The organism is Streptomyces sp. NPDC060232, from assembly GCF_042726555.1.
In the GTDB taxonomy this organism is placed as follows: Bacteria; Actinomycetota; Actinomycetes; order Streptomycetales; family Streptomycetaceae; genus Streptomyces.
The window spans coordinates 25,517-45,280 of sequence record NZ_JBHXAG010000029.1; the positions used below are offsets into that span (position 1 = coordinate 25,517).

General features: G+C 74.4%; 19 protein-coding genes. 10 read left to right on the forward strand and 9 right to left on the reverse strand.

Annotated features, from left to right (window positions below; all coding sequences use genetic code 11):
* Positions 1-665, forward strand: a 665-nt coding sequence (locus tag ACFWFZ_RS30440; protein ID WP_387126498.1) for a class F sortase, incomplete at its 5' end; no start/stop codon positions are given.
* A 72-nt stretch (positions 666-737) separates the two neighbouring features.
* Here the strand turns inward: ACFWFZ_RS30440 and ACFWFZ_RS30445 are convergent.
* Complete coding sequence (locus ACFWFZ_RS30445) at positions 738-1,121, reverse strand: CATRA system-associated protein (protein WP_387126500.1); 384 nt, start codon at positions 1,119-1,121, stop codon at positions 738-740.
* 145 nt (positions 1,122-1,266) lie between these two features.
* Between ACFWFZ_RS30445 and ACFWFZ_RS30450 the strand changes: the two genes are divergently transcribed.
* The 4 genes from ACFWFZ_RS30450 to ACFWFZ_RS30465 all read left to right on the forward strand — a co-directional run bounded on the left by ACFWFZ_RS30450 (position 1,267) and on the right by ACFWFZ_RS30465 (position 7,410).
* On the forward strand, positions 1,267-2,646 hold the full coding sequence (locus ACFWFZ_RS30450) for a macro domain-containing protein (RefSeq protein ID WP_387126502.1): 1,380 nt from the start codon (positions 1,267-1,269) through the stop codon (positions 2,644-2,646).
* Complete coding sequence (locus ACFWFZ_RS30455; RefSeq protein WP_387126504.1) at positions 2,643-4,421, forward strand: CATRA conflict system CASPASE/TPR repeat-associated protein; 1,779 nt, start codon at positions 2,643-2,645, stop codon at positions 4,419-4,421. Before ACFWFZ_RS30450 ends, ACFWFZ_RS30455 begins: the two co-directional genes overlap by 4 nt.
* 62 nt (positions 4,422-4,483) lie before the next feature.
* Positions 4,484-4,804 carry a YkvA family protein gene (locus tag ACFWFZ_RS30460; protein ID WP_387126506.1) on the forward strand — a complete coding sequence of 107 codons (321 nt, stop codon included), beginning with the start codon at positions 4,484-4,486 and terminating at the stop codon, positions 4,802-4,804.
* Positions 4,805-4,878: 74 nt separating this feature from the next.
* On the forward strand, positions 4,879-7,410 hold the full coding sequence (locus ACFWFZ_RS30465) for a CHAT domain-containing protein (RefSeq protein WP_387126508.1): 2,532 nt from the start codon (positions 4,879-4,881) through the stop codon (positions 7,408-7,410).
* Between the two features lie 14 nt (positions 7,411-7,424).
* Here ACFWFZ_RS30465 and ACFWFZ_RS30470 read toward each other — a convergent pair whose 3' ends face one another.
* The 3 genes from ACFWFZ_RS30470 to ACFWFZ_RS30480 form a co-directional block, all read right to left on the reverse strand.
* Positions 7,425-8,057, reverse strand: a complete 633-nt coding sequence (locus ACFWFZ_RS30470; protein WP_387126510.1) for a hypothetical protein — start codon at positions 8,055-8,057, stop codon at positions 7,425-7,427.
* On the reverse strand, positions 8,054-8,392 hold the full coding sequence (locus ACFWFZ_RS30475) for a hypothetical protein (RefSeq protein ID WP_387126513.1): 339 nt from the start codon (positions 8,390-8,392) through the stop codon (positions 8,054-8,056). Before ACFWFZ_RS30475 ends, ACFWFZ_RS30470 begins: the two co-directional genes overlap by 4 nt.
* Before the next feature lie 243 nt (positions 8,393-8,635).
* Complete coding sequence (locus ACFWFZ_RS30480; RefSeq protein WP_387126515.1) at positions 8,636-9,793, reverse strand: glutamate--cysteine ligase; 1,158 nt, start codon at positions 9,791-9,793, stop codon at positions 8,636-8,638.
* 216 nt (positions 9,794-10,009) lie between these two features.
* Here ACFWFZ_RS30480 and ACFWFZ_RS30485 point away from each other — a divergent pair, with 216 nt between their 5' ends.
* Positions 10,010-11,272 carry an MFS transporter gene (locus ACFWFZ_RS30485; protein WP_387126517.1) on the forward strand — a complete coding sequence of 421 codons (1,263 nt, stop codon included), beginning with the start codon at positions 10,010-10,012 and terminating at the stop codon, positions 11,270-11,272.
* Positions 11,273-11,453: 181 nt separating this feature from the next.
* Here ACFWFZ_RS30485 and ACFWFZ_RS30490 read toward each other — a convergent pair whose 3' ends face one another.
* Positions 11,454-11,816, reverse strand: a complete 363-nt coding sequence (locus ACFWFZ_RS30490; protein ID WP_387126519.1) for a cupin domain-containing protein — start codon at positions 11,814-11,816, stop codon at positions 11,454-11,456.
* A 48-nt stretch (positions 11,817-11,864) separates the two neighbouring features.
* Here ACFWFZ_RS30490 and ACFWFZ_RS30495 point away from each other — a divergent pair, with 48 nt between their 5' ends.
* Complete coding sequence (locus ACFWFZ_RS30495) at positions 11,865-12,710, forward strand: helix-turn-helix domain-containing protein (RefSeq protein ID WP_387126521.1); 846 nt, start codon at positions 11,865-11,867, stop codon at positions 12,708-12,710.
* A 112-nt stretch (positions 12,711-12,822) separates the two neighbouring features.
* Here ACFWFZ_RS30495 and ACFWFZ_RS30500 read toward each other — a convergent pair whose 3' ends face one another.
* Entirely contained in the window at positions 12,823-14,166 is a 1,344-nt protein-coding gene (locus tag ACFWFZ_RS30500; RefSeq protein ID WP_387126523.1) for a carboxyl transferase domain-containing protein, read from the reverse strand.
* 248 nt (positions 14,167-14,414) lie between these two features.
* Complete coding sequence (locus ACFWFZ_RS30505) at positions 14,415-15,086, reverse strand: LysE family transporter (RefSeq protein WP_387126525.1); 672 nt, start codon at positions 15,084-15,086, stop codon at positions 14,415-14,417.
* 70 nt (positions 15,087-15,156) lie between these two features.
* Here ACFWFZ_RS30505 and ACFWFZ_RS30510 point away from each other — a divergent pair, with 70 nt between their 5' ends.
* Positions 15,157-15,597: an Lrp/AsnC family transcriptional regulator gene (locus ACFWFZ_RS30510; protein WP_387126527.1), complete on the forward strand. Its 441-nt coding sequence runs from the start codon at positions 15,157-15,159 to the stop codon at positions 15,595-15,597.
* 13 nt (positions 15,598-15,610) lie between these two features.
* Here ACFWFZ_RS30510 and ACFWFZ_RS30515 read toward each other — a convergent pair whose 3' ends face one another.
* Positions 15,611-17,266: a GAF domain-containing protein gene (locus ACFWFZ_RS30515; RefSeq protein ID WP_387126529.1), complete on the reverse strand. Its 1,656-nt coding sequence runs from the start codon at positions 17,264-17,266 to the stop codon at positions 15,611-15,613.
* The gene (locus tag ACFWFZ_RS30520; RefSeq protein ID WP_030037471.1) at positions 17,263-18,300 is read right to left on the reverse strand and encodes a rod shape-determining protein; all 1,038 of its coding nucleotides are present in this window, start codon (positions 18,298-18,300) and stop codon (positions 17,263-17,265) included. Before ACFWFZ_RS30520 ends, ACFWFZ_RS30515 begins: the two co-directional genes overlap by 4 nt.
* A 211-nt stretch (positions 18,301-18,511) precedes the next feature.
* Between ACFWFZ_RS30520 and ACFWFZ_RS30525 the strand changes: the two genes are divergently transcribed.
* Positions 18,512-19,225, forward strand: a complete 714-nt coding sequence (locus tag ACFWFZ_RS30525; RefSeq protein ID WP_387126531.1) for an esterase/lipase family protein — start codon at positions 18,512-18,514, stop codon at positions 19,223-19,225.
* Positions 19,226-19,326: 101 nt separating this feature from the next.
* Complete coding sequence (locus tag ACFWFZ_RS30530; protein WP_387126533.1) at positions 19,327-19,758, forward strand: hypothetical protein; 432 nt, start codon at positions 19,327-19,329, stop codon at positions 19,756-19,758.
* The last annotated feature ends 6 nt before the right edge of the window (positions 19,759-19,764 follow it).

A 19,764-nucleotide genomic window follows, 5' to 3' on the forward strand; every position in this document is an offset into this window, starting at 1 on the left:
GTGTCGCGGCCGGCGCGGCCGCGGCCGCCGTCCCCGCCTGGCTGTTGTCCCCCTCGGGTGATCGGGGCCGGTGGGCCGCCTTCGGGCAGGGGCCCGAAGGCGGCCGCGGTACGGGGACGGCTGCGAATCCTTCTGCCCGGGCGGCAACGCCGCCCGGGCAGAAGCCCGTTCCCTCCATAGGGGCCTCCGACCAGAACAGCACCACCAGGGCCCAAGGCGCTCCACCGGTTCGCGTCGTCATCTCAAGAGCCGACCTGTCCGCCCCCGTCGTTCCTGTCGGCGTGCGGGACGACGGCCGGGCCGAGGTGCCGGCCGACCCCGCCCAGGCGGGCTGGTACCGCTTCGGGCCGGCGCCGGGCGACGCTCACGGCTCGGCTGTCCTCGTCGGACACGTCGACTCGCGTACAGGAGGACTCGGCGAGCTCGCAGCCCTCTACGACGTACGCGCCGGCGACCGCGTCGACGTCCAGCGAGGAGACGACACGACGATCGCGTATGAGATCGTCGCCCGACGCATCGTCAAGAAGGACCGGATGCCAGCCGACGTCTTCCGGCGTGAGGGCGAACCAGTCCTTACCCTCATCACCTGCGCACCCCCATACGACCCCGACCGAGGCGGCTATCAGAGCAACCTCATCGTGACAGCCGTCCGCTCAACGTCTTGAGCGGTTTCTCCTTCGCGGCCGCCGGACCGAATAGCAGGAACCCTCGCCATCGGTGCCGATGCCGCGCCGAGGTCAGCGGCGGTCGTCGGGCGGCGCGGACCGCGGGGCCGGCGCAGCCGCGGGGGGCACGGGGGGCGTCAGGGTGTGGATCAGGTGGTTCATGCGCTCGCGGTGGCGCGCGCTCATCCCCACCGGCCGCACGGAGCCGATCGGGATCACCCGGTCGGGGGCCGCGAGCTGCAGCTGCACGAGGGTGCGGCGCAGGGCCTCCTCCTCGCCGCCGCGGGCCTCCGCGGCGATCAGCGTCTCGACGGTCACGGCGAGCTTCTCCCAGCGGTGCGGGGGCAGCTCCCAGTCCGTCAGCGCGTGGTCGAGGAGGGCCAGGATCCGGTCGACGAGGGCGGTACGCCCGTCCGGTCCGGGGGGTGTCCGAGGAGAGGCTCCGGGCGCTGACATGGCGTCAGCATAGCCAGCGGAGCCCGCCCGGGAGGGCGTTCGCGCAGGAGACGGCGATGATCCCGGACCACCCTTCGCGGCCGGTGCTCCCTTGGTACGCTCGACCGGCCGCATGGGGGGCACGGAGCCTGCGATGGAGTCCTGATTGACGGACGTTTACGTGAGCGTGCTGGGGGCCACCACGCTCGAACGGGGAGGCACCGGCATCCGGCTCACCCCCCTCACGACCAAGCTGCTGTTACGCCTGGTCGCGGCGGAGGGCGAGGCCGTCGCCTCCGGGATCCTGTACACGGATCTCTGGGGGAAGCCGGAGCGGGGCCGGATCACCCGGGCCCACCGCACCGAGGTGCAAAAACGCGTCCTTGAGCTGCGCCGGGCGCTGGAACCCGCCCCCGGCGGTGCGGACGAGCCCGTACTGCGGACCGAACAGCTTCTGACCCAGGGCGGCCAGGAGTCGGCCTACCGGCTGGTGCTCGGCCCGGACCGCCTCGACGCCCTGCAGTTCACCGACCTCTTCCACCGGGCCGCCCACACCGGGTCGGCCACGTCGACGATGCTCCTCAACCGGGCGCTCGGGCTGTGGCGGGGACGCCCGCTGGGCGACGTGGCCGACGCGGAGTTCGCCCGGCCCCTGGTGCGGCGGCTGGCGGGGATGTACGAGGCGGCCTGCGCCGAACTGATCCGGACCCACACCCAGTGGGACCGGCCCGAGCTCGCCCTCCCGGTCGCGGAGCGGCTCGTGGCGCAGCGGCCCGACGACGAGGCGGCGCTGGCGACGCTCCAGGGGCTGTGGGCGCAGCTGCGCGAACGCAACGGCGCCGAGCTGCTGCGCCACGAGTTCCCCCGGCTCCGGACCACGGTCGTCGTCAAGAGCGGGGACCTCTTCGAGGAGACCGACGCGAGCCTCGTCGCCGGCTTCGGGGACACCTTCGACACGGCCACCGAGGACGACCTCGTCATCAGCCGGGGCAGCGTGCAGGGGCAACTGCTGCACCGGGTCTTCGACGGCGACCGGGCGCTGCTCGACCGGGAACTGCGCAAGGGGCTGCGACCCGTCCAGCCGGTCGGCCGGGAGAGCGCCCGGGACAAACCGAGGGGCAAACGCCTGCGCTACCCGATCGGGACGGTGGTCCCGGTGCCGCTGGCCGAGCCCGGCCGCCGGGTGTTCGCGGTCGCCTACAGCAGACAGGGGCTGGACCTGGTCGCCCGGTCGAGCCCGGACGAACTGCGGGTCGCCCTCGACCGGCTGTGGGAGTCCGTCGCAGTCCATGGCCTGCTCAGACCGGTCGCGCTCCCGCTGGTGGGATCCGGTCTGGCGCGGGTCACCGCGCTCCAGGGGCACGAGTTGATCGCCCTGATCGCGGACACCTTCCTGCGCGCCTGCCGGGACCGGCCGGTCACTCCGGAACTACGGGTCGTCGTACGCCCGGAAGACCTGCGCGGGGTCGGGCTCCCCGATGTCGCACGCTACTTCGAGGGTCTGGACGGCGACGGGCTCCGATCGCAGGAGGCGGCGCCGCGGTGATCCTCGATCAGCAGTTCGTCGCGCACCTCGTCCTGCCGGCCGACGGCCCCGCGGCCGATGCCGCCCACCGGGGGCTGGTGCAGATCTGGCGGGGCTGCACAACCCTGTTGCACCTCACCGACCCCGTCCCGGGCACCGGGCTCCCGCCGATGCCCCCGGCCACTCCCGACGGCCTGCCGCACGCGGGCGAGCACGCGGTGGCCGCCCTCCAGCACCCGGCCGCCCACTCCCAGGTGATCCTGCGCCGCCACCACGACGTGCTCCTGTTGTCCGTGGCGCTGGCCCCGCCGGAGGCCGCCGCGCCGGCCGGCCCTGCGCCGTCGGCCCCGTGGCTGTGGTGGCGCATCCTCGACCACCAGTGGGAGGCACTGGTCGGCGCCCACCTCCCGTACGCGATCGGCGAGTCCCGGATCTACCTGGCCCGGGTCGACGCGCGGGAGCAGGTCGCATCGGCGGATCCGGCGCTGCACCGGGCGCTGGACGAAGTGCTTCCGGACGCGGCCCGGGGACGGCCCGGACAGTATCCCGGCGTACGGCTGTCGGCGAGCCTGGCGCTGTGGGAGAACCTGCCCGAACCCGACGAGCGCGCGCTGCGCAGGTTCGTCCTCGCGGTACGTCAGGACGCCGACCCGGAGGCCAGCGCGTGGATCTGGTCCGACGGCGGCAGCGCCGTCCCCCCGCTGGCGCGCTACCTCCTGCACGCTGCCAAGATCCGCTACCAGCTGCTGGTCTGGCAGCGTGACGGGCAGGCACGGCGGCTCCGGGAGGCGATCGACCTGCTGGTCCCGCAGGTACGGGTGCCAGGGGCGGACCGCCGCGCGAAGGCGGAGCAGCTCCGGGAGTACCGGCGCGACGCCCTGCTGCTGCGTTCCGGCCTGCAGGACATGCGCCGCACGGCGGAGATAGCCGCCGACAACCTCGGCCGGGCGCTCGACCTGGCGGGGCCGTGCGAGCGGGGCGGTCCGTTCGCCGACGACCTGGAGCTGGCCCACTCCTTCGCGGAACGGATGGAGGACGAGGTGGCCTACCTCGCCGCGGCTGCCTCCCGCGCGGGCATCGCGGCCGCCCCCGTTCCCGCGCCCGAGGTGCCGGGCGCGACGGAGCCCGGCGCCGGCACAGCCCCCGTCCCACCGATCACCTCCGGGTCCGCGGACCCGGAGACGGCGCGGAACGTCTTCGTCGTCTACGGCCGGGACGAACCGGCCCGCAGCGCGGTCTTCACCTTCCTGCGCGCGCTCGGGCTCAATCCCCTGGAGTGGGAGGAGCTGGTGGCCCTCACCGGGAAGGCCACCCCGTCCCTGGGCGAGGCGATCGGCCGGGCGCTGCCGCTGGCCGGGGCGGTCGTCGTCCTGCTGACGCCCGACGACGTCGTCGGCCTCCACCCCGACCTGCACGAGGGACGGGAGTCGCGGGCCGAGAAGGGTCCCAGCCTCCAGGCGCGCCCCAACGTCCTTCTGGAACTCGGCATGGCACTCGCGGTCCATCCGACGCGGACGGTGATCCTCCAGTTCGGTGACCTGCGTCCGGTCACCGACCTGGGCGGCCTCAACTACATCACCGTCTCGGACTCCCCGGGCTTCCGCTCGAAGGTCGCCAACCGGCTGGCGCTCATCGGCTGCCCGGTCAAGCCCCGGGGGCAGGACTGGCTCACCGCGGGCGACTTCGGGGCCCTGACCGCCTACGACCGCAGCCCGCGCGTACCGGGCGGGGAACCGCCCCGGAAGCGCACCGGAAGCAGCGGGGAGCTGCCGGGGGAAGCAGGACGGGACCTCTGATGGACCGCACGAGAAGGGTCGTCCGCGGCCCTTCCCACCTGCGCGGTACAGAGGAGAAGCGGTTGAGTGAACTGTCCACAGGCGTGCTGATCGTCCTGGCTGTCGCGGTCCTCGTGATGCTCGGCATCGCGATCGTGCTCGCGGTGAAGCTCGTGAGGATATCCAAGCTGCTGCGCAGCGAGGACCTCCCCCTGTCCAACAAGGTGGCCTTCTGGGCCTCCCTCGTCTACACCGTCAGCCCGGTCGACCTGATCCCCGACCCCGTCTACCTCGATGACATCGGAGTACTGCTGCTGACGGTCCACTTCATCCAGAACACGGCGAAAAGGCTCGGTGTGCTCACCGGCTCCGCCTCCGACGGGGCGGCACGCATCGAACGATGAGCGGCGGCCCGGTTCCGAACGAGCGGCCGCCGGAGCACGCCGGCGGCCGCAGGCACAAGTAAGGATGACGACGCATGATCGGGAAGCTGTTCGGCATACTCCGTCAGGCCCGGCTCCGGCACGACGCCAGCCGCATGGAGGCCGAACTCCTCGCAGCGGGGAAGGGGCGGCTTTCCGACCAGCGGCTCGACGAGCTGATCGAGGCCCTTGAGGCGACCGACCCGGCGGACCCCGGTTTCGGACTCGCCCAGCACCACCTGCAGCTCGCGCTGCTCCTGCGCTACCGCGGCCGCGGGGCCGCCGCCGACCTGGACCGCAAGCTGGAGCTGGCGACGGACATGCTCGGCTGGGTGCCCGAGGACCATCCCGGTCACCTACTGGCCCAGGGGCACCGCCTGGCCACCCTGCTGATGGTCCACGAGAAGGAAGGCGCCCCGGCCCTCCTCGACGAGGTGGCCGGCACCGGACAGCCGCTCCTGGCGGACGACACACTCGATCCGCAACTGCGCCTGTGGCTCGCCGACATCGTCGCCAGCGCCCTGGTCAGCCGGTTCAAGCGGAACGGGCGCAAGGAAGACCTGACCCAGGGCGTCGACCTGCTGCGGGAGATGTGCGACGGCACCCGCCCCGGCTCTCCCGACCGGGAGCAGTTCCTGGCGAAGCTGGGCCTGGCCCTGCTGTTCCTCCACGAGATGTCCCAGGACGCGGCCGATCTGGACGAGGCGGTGCGACGCTGCCGGGAAGCGGCCCGCACGACCCTGCCCTCGTACCCGGAACACCCCTCGATCCAGTCCAGCCTCGCCCTGGTCCTCGCCCACGCGGGCCGGGCCCGCGCCGCCACCCCGGAGGGGAGGGCGATGCTGCTGGAGGCGGTGGAGGCGGGCCGCACCTCGGTGCGCTCCACCCCGCCGGGGCATCCGGCACTGATCGACCTCCTCAACCACCACGTGGGATCCCTGATGACGGCCGGTGAACTGCTTGCCCGGACCGACCTGCTGGACGAGGCGCTGCAGACGTGCGCGGTGATTGTGGAGCGGCTGCCGGCCGACCACCCGACGTACGCCGAGTGCCTGACCAACCGGGGTACCGCCGCACGGATGCGCTACGACCTGACCGGGGACGCCGCGGACGCGGCGACGGCCGTCGCCGCCTGGCGGGAGGCGGTCGGTGCGACCGGCGGACGGCCGTGGGCGCGGCTGGACGCCGCCCAGAAGTGGGGTCTGCTGGCGGGGAAGCGCGGCGAGTGGGCCACGGCCCTGGAGGGCTACCGGGCCGCCGTGCACCTGCTGCCGGAACTCGCCCACCGCGGGCTGGAACGATCCGACCAGGAACTGCACCTGTCACGGCGGGCCTGGGCCGGCATGGCGGCGGACGCGGCCGCGTGTGCCCTCCACGCGCAGGAACCCGCGGCGGCCGTGGAACTGCTGGAGCGGGGCCGTGCCGTGACCTGGGCGCAGTCGCTGACCGGCCCGGACGCCACCGATGCGGACGCCGGACCGTCCTTGCTCACCTTGGAGGACCTGGTCTCGGGGTGGGCGGTGGACGGCCCGGCCGTCCTGATCAACTTCAGCCGCTGGCGCAGCGACGCGCTCGTCGTCTCCTCCGACGGGCTGCGGGTGGTGCCGCTTCCCGACCTGCGCTTCGAGGAGACGGTCGACCTGGTCGCCGGACACCTCGGGGTCCTTCTCGGCGAGGAGGAGGCCGAGCCCGAGGACCGGCAGACCCGCGCCCGCATGCTGCTGGAGTGGGCCTGGGACGTGATCGCGGAGCCGGTCATGACGGCGCTCGGCCTGGAGCCGGACGAGTCCGGGCAGGAACTGCCCCGCATCTGGTGGTGCCCCACCAGCCTGCTGTCCTTCGTACCACTGCACGCCGCCGGACGCCACGACGGCGCGGCGGGCCGCGGAGCGAGCGTGATCGACCGGGCCGTCTCCTCCTACACGCCCACGCTGCGACTGCTGAGCGGTGCCGCGCCCGCACCGGAGGCGACGAAACCGACGGGACCCGGCGGCGTCCCGCCCCGGCTGCTCATCGCGGCGGTGCCGGAGGCCGAAGGCCTGCGGCACTTGAGAGTTCCGGAGGCCAAGCGGCTGGCCGAGCTCTTCCCGGGGGACCGGCACACGGCGCTGCATGGACCCGAGGCCCGCCACGAGCGGGTCCGGGAGGAGCTGCGCCGCCATCCGTACGTGCACTTCGGCTGCCACGGCCGGCAGGACCTCGCCGACCCCTCCGAGGGCGGACTGGTCCTGTACGACGGGGTACTGACCGTCGCCCGGCTCGTGGAGGACGCGCACCCCGGCCGGCTGGCCTTCCTCGCGGCCTGCCACACGGCGACCGGCGGACTGGTCAACATGGACGAGGCCATCAGCCTGACCGCCGCGCTGCGGTTCGCGGGCTGGCAGGACGTGGTCGGTTCGGTCTGGTCGGCCAGCGAGATCAGCATTCCGGACGTCGCCGAGGCGGTCTTCGCCGCCGTGGCCGGGCAGGAGGACCTGCCGCCGGACGCCGTGGCCCGGGCCGTGCACGCCGCGACCCGCGAGCTACGGGACGGGTTCGGCGACGAACTCCCGGCCCTGTGGGCCCCGTTCCTCCACATGGGGCGCTGAGCCCGGGCGCCGGTTCACCTGGGCGGGCAGGCCTCCACGGCCGTCAGGTCGAGCACCTGGTCGAGCGGGATCCGCATGTCCACGGTGCGGGTCCGCACCGTGAGCGCTCCGCCGCCGACGCTCCGTACGGTGCCGCATGCGGTGACGTCCGGGGTGACCACCTTCACCTGCGGCTTCGCCCGCTCCGGGCCGTACCAGGTGACGGCGACGGCGGCGATCAGCAGCGTCGCGTGGACCACCACCAGGGCGCTGCCCCGGCGCAGGTCGCGGGCGGCGGCGGTGGCCAGCTGGTGCTCGTGCGCCACCCGGCCGGGCAACTGCTCGGCCGGGACCACCCGGGGCAGGCCGTGCGCGGCCCGCAGTACCAGCCAGGCGGCGAGTGCCCCGAGCAAGGCCGCGAGGCCCAGCAGTACGCCCACCGCGGCGGCCGCGTCGGGTGCCAGCTGGGTGACGTCGGAGCGGCCCTTGACCAGCCCGAAGCCGATCAGGCCGGCGATCAGACCGGCCAGGCCGTTGCGCCAGGCGAGCGCCGCGGAGCGGATGCGCTCCAGTTCGCCGCCCTCCAGCAACTCCTCCTGGTACTGGGCGCGGTGCAGGTCGTCCGGGGTCGCGGGAGGCCCCGGGCGCAGCGTCGGACCGGTCGTCACGGCTGCCTCCGCTGCTCGACGAGGACATTCCAGTACGCGCCGCAGCCGCGCAGGCTCTCCGGCCGTCCGGGGTGCGGAGCCCGGCAGTTGCACCGCACCGTCCGGTACGGCTGCGGCGGTGCCTGCCGGGCCCGTCGGCGCACTCCGCGGCGCAGGACGTCGTTGACCAGGTGGACGGAGATCACCGCCCGGCAGCGGGGGCAAGGCCCCGTCAGCAGGCTGACGCCTTCGGCGAGCCGGCGCGCGCCGAACGTGCCTGCGGCAGCGGTCGCGTAGGCGTCGGAGGTGGCTTCCCGGTAGGGAAGGGCGTCATCGTGGCCGGGGGCGGCCGTCATCGCCGTGCACCCCGGCGGGCTACCGGCTCCCGCTGTCCTCGTTCCCCGCTCATGGCGGCCTCCCTCGCTCCGGCGCCCGCATCCGCGGACCTCCGTCAGGAGACCCGGTCGGCCGCTGCCGGGGAAAGCCCCGGACCGCTTCCGGTCCGCTTCCGGCCGCCACGGTCTCGCAGCCGCAGGTGCGCGCGGGCACCTGCGGCTGCGGCGGGCGCAGGCGCCCCGCCGCAGCGGCGGGCATTCGGGTCAGAAGTCCTCCGTTTCGTCCACGAGGTGGCGCAGGACGTCCGACAGGTCCTGGCGGCGGGCGTAGGCCGCTCGCTGGCGGTGGGCTCCCGAGCCGTCGCGCAGGAGGCCGGCCAGGGTCTTGGCCGCGTGGTCCAGGTCGCCGGCGGCGGCCAGTTCCGGGGCGACCAGGTCCAGCAGGGCCTCCGCGAGGTCGGCCGCCGGGAGTTCCGCGCCCGTGTACGGGTCGAGGCCGAAGCCCTCCAGGCCGTCGTGGGCCGCCCGCCAGCGCGCGAGGTGCAGTACGTCGTCCCGCAGGGCCGGCTCGGGGCGCTTCTCGCCGATCTCGCGCAGCGCCGTGGCCACCAGCGCGCGGGCCAGTTCGGCCTGCAGGACCGCCGAGTCGACGGCCGGGGACATGTCCGGCGCGCGGAACTCCAGCGTCGGCCAGTGACCGGAGGGGCGGAGGTCCCAGTAGACCATCTTGGTGTCCAGGGCCGCCCCCGACCCGAGCAGGGTCTGCACGGAGCGCCGGAAGTGGGCCGTGGACGTGAAGTGCGGAGGCGGGCCCGCCGAGGGCCAGCCGGACCAGGCCATCGCCCGCCAGCTGGAGTGGCCGGTGTCGCGGCCACCCCAGAACGGCGAGTTGGCGGCCAGCGCGATCAGCGTGGGCAGCCATGGTCTGATCCGGTTGGACACCGCCACCGCCGTGTCCACGTCGAGCGTGCCGATGTGGATGTGGCGGCCGCAGCTGACCAGGGTGTCGGTGAGCGCGCCGAAGCGGCGGTGCTGCTCGCGCTGGCGCGGCAGGTCATCCGTCAGGTGCAGCGGCCCCTCCACCGCGACGACCGGCGAGGGCGCGGCCAGGAGCCGGCAGCCGTGGGCGCGGGCCGCCCGCCCGAGGGTGCGCCGCAGCGCGACGAGTTCGGCGCGCAGCGAGGCCGCCGAGTCGGCGACCGGGGTGGATATCTCCACCTGGTAGCGGGTGCCTTCCGGGTGCATCTCGCCCGGCATCCCGGCGGCCGTCGCCAGGACCAGCGGGGCGGCGGGGACCACCCGGAGCGTGCGGGCGTCGACGAGCAGGAACTCCTCCTCGACGCCGACGGTGAGGGGCACGGTGGGGGGCACCGTGTTCTGCGTCGTGCCGGTGCTCGTGGTGCTGTTGCCAGGTTCGATCACTACGCCTCCCTGGACATACGAGTCTTTTCATCATGAGCCGAACACGAGGTGGGGAGCGCACGGCGAATCAGTCAAATGTCCGGTGATAGTGGCGGGTTACCGGCAATGAGCCGCCCGTGCCGGGAGCCCGGAGCAGGGTGGGGCGACTGTTGCCGGTGTGTGAGGACGGCGGACGGCGTCCTGGGGGCGCCGACGGGCTGATGCTTATCATCCGATGTGACTCGTACCAGTGCGCCGCCCCGCCCCCGGCGGCGAATATTCGCCGACCTCACCCCGCTGCGCACGTCCCCGGACTACCGGAGACTGTGGTTCGGCGGGACGATCTCCTGGGTCGGCCAGGCGATGACCGCCCTTGCGATCTCGCTCCAGGTCTACGACATCACGCGTTCCAGCTTCGCCGTCGGCCTGGTGGGGCTCTTCTCCCTCGTCCCGCTGATCGTCTTCGGCCTCTACGGCGGGGCCATCGCCGACACCGTGGACCGGCGCAAGCTCGGCCTCTACAGCTCCCTCGGCGCCGCCGCGCTGTCGATCGTGCTCGCCGCGGCGGCGCTGCTCGGCTACCACCATGTCTGGTTCCTGTACGCCGTCGTCGCGCTCCAGGCCGTCTGCGGGGCGCTGAGCGGTCCGGCGCGGTCCGCCATGATCCCGAGGCTGCTGCCGGTGGAACAGCTTCCCGCGGCCAACGCCCTGAACTCCGTGACCATGACGTTCGGCACGATGGTCGGCCCCGCCCTGGGCGGGCTGATCGTCGCCGTCGGGGGTTACGAATGGGCGTACCTGATCGACGCGGTGACCTTCACCGCCGCGCTTTACGCGATGTGGCGGCTGCCGTCGATGAAGCCGGACCGGGCCGAGGGCGCGCGGGGGAGGGCCTCCGTCGCCGACGGCCTGCGCTTCCTCGGTACCCGGCCCAACATCCGGATGACGTTCTTCACCGACATGGCCGCGATGGTGCTGGCCCAGCCGAAGGCGCTGTTCCCCGCCATCGCCGTCCTCTGGTACGGGGACGACGCGAAGACGGTCGGCCTGATGGTGGCCGCGATAGCCGCCGGGGCGCTGATCGGCGGGCTGTTCTCCGGCTGGCAGTCCCGCATCCGGCGGCACGGGCTGGCGATCCTGCTGGCCGTGGCCGGATGGGGGCTGGCCATCGCGGTGTTCGGCCTCACGCGGAACCTGTGGCTCGGCCTGTTCTTTCTGGCCCTCGCCGGGTACGCGGACACCGTCTCGATGGTGTTCCGCACCACCATGCTCCAGGCCGCCACCCCCGACGACATGCGCGGGCGCCTCCAGGGCGTCTTCATCGTGGTCGTCGCGGGCGGGCCCCGGCTCGGGGACTTCCTCGCCGGGACCGCAGCCGACCTGACCTCCCCGGCCATGGCCGTCACATGCGGCGGGCTGGCCTGCGTACTGGTGGTGGGCCTGCTCGCCCTGCGCTGGCGCAACTTCGCCCGCTACGACGCGCACTCCCCGCAGGCGTAGCCGCTGGGACCGCTGGGCCGGACGGCATCGGGTGGTTGCCGGGCGATGCTGCCCGCTGCCGGCTGGTGGGGGTCGACGCGCGTGCCGGCCCGCGCCGACCCGCGCCGGGGCCGGTCGCGCCGGGTCCCGGTCGTGCCGGTCCGGGCGCGCACCCCGGCACACCCGGCCGCGGCCGGACCGGCTACGCGTCCACCGGCTCGCGGGTGCGTTCGCCGCCCGCATCACCGGTGTTGGCGGTGCCGGAGGGTTCGAAGAGCAGGATGTGGGCCTCCTCGTCGGCCGCCGGGCAGTGCTCCACCCCGCGCGGGACGACGAACATCTCGCCCGGGCCCAGGACCACGTCCCCGTCGCGCAGGCGGATCGTCAGGGTGCCCGAGACGACGAGGAACAGCTCGTCGGTGTCCTCGTGGGCGTGCCACACGAACTCCCCCCGGACCTTGGCGACCTTGACCTCGTAGTCGTTGACGCGGGCGATGCGGCGCGGCGACCACTGCTCGGTGAAACCGGCCAGCTTCCCGGCGATGTCGATCTTCTGTGTCGTCATGCGGACAGCCTGGCGTCGGGCGGGCGGCCGGTCTTGTACGTTCCTGACATGGCCGCGATACCTCCGCCGCGCAGCACCGTGCGCGCCTGGCAGCCGCCGGTGCCGGGCATCGCCGAGGTCTTCCACGCCCGCTTCACCGAGCACGCGTATCCGGCCCATGTGCACGACACCTGGGCGCTGATGATCGTGGACGGCGGGCGGGTGGACTTCGCCCTCGACCGGGAACGCCACGGCGCCGGGGTGTCGGACGCGGTGGTCCTGCTGCCGCCCGGGGTGGTCCACGACGGACGGACCGTCACCGAGGCGGGCTTCTGCAAGCGCGTCCTGTACCTGGACACCACGGTGCTGCCGGAGCGGCTGACCGGAGCCGCCGTGGACGCGCCGCTGCTGGCCGACCCCGCGCTGCGCGAGCGCGTGCACGGGCTGCACCTGGCGCTCGGGGAGCGGGAGCGGGACCCTCTGGAGGCACAGTCGCGGCTGGCCTTCGTACAGGAGCGGCTGCACGGGTGGCTGGCGGGGCGCGGGGAGCCGTCGGCGGCCGGGGCGACCGGTGCGGCCGGGTCCGCGCCGGGCGCGCGGCTGGCCGTACGGCTGCGCGAGCTGCTGGACGCCCGCGTGGTGGAGGGGATCACGCTGGCGGAGGCGTCGGCCCGGCTCGGCCACGTCCATCCCACCCACCTCATCCGCAGCTTCCGGACGGCCTACGGGCTGCCGCCGCACGCGTACCTGACGGGGCGGAGGGTCGCGGTCGCACGGAGCCTGCTGCTCGCGGGGGCCCGGCCGGCGCAGGCGGCTACGGAGGCCGGCTTCTACGACCAGGCCCACCTCGCACGGCACTTCGCGCGGCACGTGGGGACCAGCCCGGCCAGGTTCGCCCGATCCCGCGGGGTGTGAAGGAGGGGCACGGAATCATCCGGGAGTCCGCCGTCATACCCGGCAGGTGACACGGCTTTGGCGCAGGGGCCTCCGGCCGCCGGCCCGCCGCCGACGGGCCGTGTCCTGTGGATCAGGCCGGGCCGACGATGCCGCGGGCTACGCCCAGGGCCACCAGGTCCTGGGGGCGGATGCGGAGCTGGTCCGCCGTGGCGGGGGCGGCCGACGGGGGGCGCTTGAGGATGGCCGCGGCCAGTTCCGGGGCGATGACCGAGAAGTAGCTGTCCGGCGTCACCCAGGTGTTCCCCGGCGCGGCCAGCGCCAGGGCGCCGCCCGAACCGCCCTCCCCGATCAGGAGGGTGGTGACGGGGACGGTGGCCGCCGCCAGCGCCGCGAAGGTGTCGGCGATGGCCGCGCCCGCGCCCGCGTGCTCGGCGGCGGCGTCGTTGGCCGCGCCCGGGGTGTCCACCAGGGTGAGCACGGGGACCCCGAGCCGGTCCGCGAGGCGGACCACGCGGGCGGCCGTGCGGTATCCCGCCGGGCGGGTGGCGCTGCCGCACTGGGCGGCGTAGGCCACGGCCCGGCCCTCCCGCAGCCCGAATCCGCACAGCACACCCGGGTCCGTGCCGCCCGCCCGGTCCCCGGAGAGGTGCAGGCGGAGCTCGAAGTACGCGTCCAGGTACGCCTCGGCGCGTGGTCGGCCGGGGTCCCGGGCCTGCCGTACGGCGTCCCAGCCGGTGGCGGGCGGGCGTACGTCGGCCAGTGCGGCCGGGGGCTCGACCGGCCCGCCGGAGCGGGGCGCGGCGAGGACGCGGAGCCAGCCGGCGAGGGTGCCCGGCAGATGGGCGGCGGGGACCACGGCGTCCACGTGACCGGCGGCGTACTGCCCCTCGGCGGTGTACGCCGTAGGGTCCGCGTCCGCCGGGCGCACCCGGGACCCGGCGAAGCCGACCTGCGCGCCGGGCAGCGCGAGGACCACGTCTGCGCCGGCCCCGAGGGTGGCCCAGCCGCCGCCGGTGGTCGGATCGCGCAGGACGGCGAGCTGGGGGAGTCCGGCGGCCCGGGTCAGGACGCTCTGGCGGGCCACGCGCTGCAGCTGGGTCAGCGCGAGCATGCCCTCCTGCATACGGGAGCCGCCGGTGGCGATGAGCGAGACCAGGGGGAGGCGGTGCTCGCGGGCGTGCGCGTACGCGGCTTCGAGCCGGTCTCCGGTGCGCCGGCCCAGCGAGCCGCCGAGGAAGCCGAACTCGAAGGAGACCAGGACGGCTTCATGGCCGCCGATGCGGGCGGTGCCGGTGACGACGGACTCGTGCTCGCCGGTGCGCTCGGTGGCGCGTGCGCGGGAGGCGTCGTAGCCGGCCCAGGCCAGCGGGCCGTCGGCCGGGGACTCCCCGGGGGGTGCGGGCAGTTCGGTGAAGCTGCCGGTGTCGGTCACGGAGGCGATGGCCGCGCGGGCCGAGAGCCGGGTCGTCGTCACGGGTCCACCCCAGGTCGGATCGGTCGAAGTCGTCTACGGGCGACAGTACTTCGGCCGGGGCCCGCGCGGTCGGCGCGGGAACCGGACGGCGCACGGCACGCCGATCCCCCGGCCGACGAGCGCCGCCAGCCGTGGTCCGTGCGTGTGCCGGACCGCGTCGACTCCCACCAGGAAGGGCGGCTCGAAACCGCAGATCCCCCTCTTCACGGGACCGAGTACCGCGGCCGCCGGCCCGGAGGGCGGGGCGGTCACGGGAGCGGGAAGGCGATCTTCAGCGCGTAGGCGGCGACCAGGCCGTAGCCCAGGCGGAAGGTCCAGACGCGGGCCGTCGGGGAGATGCGGGCGCCCGCGAGGGAGCCGATGGCCACGAGGGACTGCTGCCAGAGGAGGGAGGCGACGCCGACGCCGAGGAGGAAGGCGGCCCCCGCCGGGCCGGAGCCGAGGACGGCGCCCTGGGCCGTGGTGAGGGCGGCGAAGTACAGGGCGGTGGTGGGGTTGACCGCGGTCAGGGCCACATAGCGGGCGAAGGTCCTGGCGGGGCGGAGGGCGGTGGCGGTCCGCGCACCTCCCGCGGTGCCGCCGGCCGCGCCCGGACCATCCGGACCCGGGGGCGGCGGGGCCGGGGCTCCGCGGCGGGCTCCGGCGAGGCCGTGGGCCGCGATGGCCAGCAGGATCACCGCCGAGGCCAGCCGCACCCAGGCCTCCACCGGGGAGATGTGGGAGGCCACCCAGGGGCCGACGGCCGTGGCGAGGGCGGCGTAGCCGAGGTCGACCACGGCTACGCCGGCGGCCGCGGCCATCGCCGTCCGGTGGTGCCGTATCGCCTCCTGGAGCAGCAGCACGCTCATCGCACCCATCGGCATCGCCACGCCCAGACCGGCGGCGGCGCCCGCCAGGGCCGGCGTCATCAGGTCGCTCATACGGGGCAGCGTCGGCCTTCACCCCCGCGGTACGAGCGCGCATATCGGCCCCGACTGCGAGAATCGCGGCATGGACCGCCTCGACAGGGAAATCCTCGGCATCCTGCAGCAGGATGCGCGGATCTCGTACCGCGACCTCGGTGTCCGCGTCGGCCTCAGCGCCAACGCCACCGCCGACCGGGTGCGCCGGATGCGCCGGGAGGGGGTGATCCGAGGGTTCACCGTCGTGGTGGATCCGGCCGCCGACACGGCCGGCGGCCTCGTCGTCTTCATCGACGTCACCCTGCGCCAGGACACCACCAACGAGGAGTTCGAGCGGCAGGTCGACAAGCTCCCCGGGATCACCGAGGTCGTCCATGTGACCGGCGCGCACGACTACCTCGTACGTGCCCGGGCGGCCGACCCCGCCGCCCTCGACGGGCTGCTGCGCCGCCTGAAGCGGGAGGCGGGGGTGGCCCAGTCCCACACCCGGATCGCCCTGCGCGCGGCCAACCGCCCCGACCGGCTCTGAGGCGAGGCCGATATCAGAGCGCCGACTCCCACGTCACCGTCGTGCCCCACGCCCCCGATTCCGTGCGCCCGTCGTCCGTCACCGTCAGGCGGACCCGGGCTGGCGACGCGTCGACCAGCACCTCGATCGCGGTGACCCCGCTGCGCCGGTGCGCCGCGGCCAGGGCGCCGCGCAGGGCCGTGAGCAGGCCGCCCGCCGCAGCCGCCGTGAGCAGGGCGTCCACCGCGCCCGTGAAGTGCACCGACGGCTGGAAGCCGAGCAGGACCGCGGCGCCGCCCGTCTCGCGCAGGACCCGCCCCCGGAAGGTGGTCGGGGCGTCGGTCGGCGGCTGCTGGAGGGCGAAGATGGCGGTGCGGACGTCCTGGATCGTGGAGTCCAGCTCGTCCACGGCGCGGGTGAGTTCGTCGCCGACCGTGTCCCCGGAGGGGGCGTTCTCGGCGCGCCGCCGCGTGCTCTCCAGCATCATCTCGGTGGCGAACAGCCGCTGGACGACCAGGTCGTGCAGGTCCCGCGCGATCCGGTCGCGGTCCTCGTACACCGCGAGCTGTTCCCGGTCGTGCTGGGCGTCCGCCAGTACGAGGGCCAGCGCGGCCTGGGAGGCGAACTGCGAGGCGAGCAGCCGGTCGACGGCGTCGTACGCCGGGCCGCCCCGTGCGCGCGGCAGGGCCAGGGTGCCGATCAGCTGACCGCCGCTCTGCAGCGGCAGCATCATGCTCGGCCCGAACCGCATCCGGACGTGGGTGGTCATCCGGGGGTCGGTGGCCGAGTCCTCGATGAAGACGGGTTCGCCGCCGAGCAGTTGTTCCAGCACCGGTGAGCCGGGGGCGATCGCCGTCCCCACCAGGTCCCCCGGGTCCCCCTGGGTGGAGGCGGCCACGATCTCCATGCCGCCCTCGGGGGTCGGCTGGAGCACCACCCCGGCCGCGGCATCGGCGAGCAGCCGGGCCCGTTCGGCCACGCACATCAGGGCGTCCGCCGCGGGACCCCCCGCCAGCAGGGTCGTCGTCACGGCGGCCGCTCCGTCGATCCAGCGCTCCCGGCGGCGCGCGGTCTCGTACAGCCGGGCGTTGCCGATCGCTATGCCCGCCTGGGCGGCCAGGACGCGCACCAGGGCGAGATCCTCCTCGGTGAAGGGGCCGCCGCCGCGCCTCTCGGCGAGGTAGAGGTTTCCGAAGACCTCGCTGTGGACCCGGATCGGGACGCCGAGGAAGCTGCGCATGGGCGGGTGGCCGGGCGGGAAGCCGACGGCCCGGGGGTCCTGGGCGAGGTCGTCCAGGAGCAGCGGCCTCGGGTCCCCGGCGAGGACGCCGAGCAGGCCGCAGCGGCCGTCCGGCAGGTGGGGGACGGCCGCCCGCTCCTCCTCGGTCAGCCCTGCCGTGTACAGCGCGGTCACCCGGACGCGCTCGGGATCGATGATCCCGAGCGCGACGTACCGGGCCGAGCACAGCTCGGCCGCCGAATCCACGATGTGCTGGAGCGTGGCGCGCAGCTCCAGCTCGGAGCCGACGCTCAGCACGGCTTCCAGCAGCACGTGGAGGCTCGCCGCGTCCTCGTCGGACCGGGCGGCGGGCCTCCCGTGCCCTGCGGCGCGCCCTGCCTGCCCTTCGAGGCGTCCCTCGTGGGGATCTCCGGCGGGTTCCCCGGCTGCTTCCTGTGCGGCGTCCGTCATCCGGCCAGCGGGTTGAGGACCATGGGGGCGATCTTCCCTTCGAGCATCGCGCCGAGACCCATCACGGCGCACACGTCGGGCCGTTCGGCGATGGCGACGGGCATTCCGGTGGCGTCCCGCAGCATCTGGTCCAGGCCCGGCAGCAGGGCGCTGCCACCCACCATCATGATCCCCCGGTCCGTCAGATCGGCCACCAGGTCGGGCGGGCAGTCGCGCAGCACCTTGCCGATCCCGTCGAGGACGGCGGTCAGCGGAGTGTGGATGGCGTCCCGTACGGCCGCGGTGTCCACATGGACGGAACGCGCCAGTCCGGTGGCGACGTCACGGCCGTGGATGAGGGTGGAGGCCGGACCTCCGGAGGTGAGGCCGTTTCCGTGCAGGGCCAGTTGGAGCGGCCGGACGGCCTGGCTGGGCAGCATCAGCTCGTGCGCGTGGCGCAGGTGCTGGACGACGGCGTGGTCGATGGCCTCGCCGCCGACGGGGATCCGCTGGGCGGTGACGATCGAACCGAGGGAGAGGACGGCGACCTGGGTGGCCGCGGCCCCGCACACCATGATCATCGTCGCGGTCGGCTGCTCCACGGGCAGTCCGCAGCCGACGGCCGCGGCGATCAGGGTGTCGACCAGTTCGACGCGCCGGGCGCCGAGTCCGACCAGGGTCTCCACGGCCGCGCGCTGGGCGAGCGGGTCCGCGTCGTGCGGCGTGCAGGCGGCGGCCCGCAGCCGCGGCTTGCGCCGCAGGGCGCGCCGCAGCTTCTCGCCGAGGAGGTGGCGCAGCATCCGCTGGGCCATCTCGATGTCGACCACGGTGCCGCCGGACACGGGGCGCACGACCCGGATGTAGTCGGGCGTGCGGCCGGTCATCCGCTCGGCGAAGGTTCCGACGGCGATGAGTGCGCCGGTGCGCGTGTTCACCGCGGCGACGCTGGGTTCGTCGACGACGAGGCCGGCGCCCTTGACGTACACGCGGGTCCTCGCCGCCCCCAGGTCGACGGCGACGTGGCAGCGGCGCAACTGCTCAAGACTGACGGTCACGGCAGAACCTCCCGAGAGCGCTGACGCAAGAGGACCGGCGGAAGTGCCGGTCGCTTGTCCTATCATCTCGGGTATTTCGTACTATCCGCCCGCTGGAATGCTCCGGCCGTGGGTGTGTCGCGGCTGCATGGGGGTGGATTTCTGTACCGACAGGCAGCAGCATGCCCGCACTGCACGCGCTACTCGTGCGTAACAAGGTAAGGGGAAACCGATGCTGACGGCCCGACAGGGACCGATCGCGCTCCTGACGCTCTGCCTGGCGCTCATGGCGCCCGCCGCGGCTGCCCATGCCGCCGGCCGGAGCCCGGTCCCCGCCCCTGACCGGTTATCACCGCGCACCCCGGTGGTCTTCGTGCACGGATACAACGCCGGCCCGGGCGTCTGGGGGTCCCTCCGAGCCGACCTGCGCGCCGACGGGTACACCGACGCGGAGCTCTTCTCCTTCGGCTACGACACCCACCAGTCCGTCAACGAGGTCCTCGCCGGCCGGCTCGCCGCCTACGTCGAGCAGGTCCGCCGGGATACCGGCGCCGCGAAGGTCGACGTCGTGGCGCACTCCTTCGGCTCACTGGTCAGCCGCTGGTACGTCAGGTTCGGCGGGGGCGCGTCCGCCGTCGACCACTGGGTCTCGCTGGCCGGCCCCAACCGGGGCACCTCCACCGCCTGGGCCTGCGCCCTGTGGGACCAGGCGTGCCGGGACATGACCCCCGGGTCGTACGTCGTCAGGAACCTGGGCAGCGGGGACCCGACCCCCGGTGCGGTGAAGTACGCGACCTTCTGGTCGGCCTGCGACGAGGTGATCAACCCCGACGACAGCGTCCCGCTCACGGGCGCCGCCAACACGCCGGTCGGCTGCCTGGCGCACAACGACCTGCTCGGCGACGACGGCACCTCGGCCGGAGTGCGCGCCTTCCTCGCGTCGTAGGCGCGCGTCCCGCGCCGGGGCGGCGAACGGCGCTGACGCTCTGTTGAGGGAACGCGCGCGACCATCGGGGAGGCCGTCGCGTCCTGAGGGGGAAAGTGCCGATGCCGTACCGGGCCCGAGCCCGCGCCGCCGACGAGCGGCGGCCCGCGCCGCCGAGGCGTTCCGTCACCCGCCTGCGCCTCACCTGCCTCTACGGTGGGGTGTTCATGCTGGCCGGGACGGCGTTCGTCACCGTTGCCCTGCTGCTGGCCGAACAGGCCGTGAGCAGGGGCAGCGGGCCGCTCCTGGGGTCGGGCTCCGCAAGCAGGGCCGTCCTCGCGCCCGCCGACTGCCCGGACGCGGCGGCCGGCGGGCCCTCCTGCCCGTCCCTCGGGCAGGAGCGCCCCCACGACCCGCTGTTCCTGTCGGCCCTGCCGCTCCTGGCCGCGCTCGGGCCCCTGTCGGTGGGCGCGGGGTACGTGACGGCGGGGTACGCCCTGTCACGGGTCCGCCGGATCACCCGCACCGCCCGCAGCGCCCACCGCCACGCCTGAGGACCG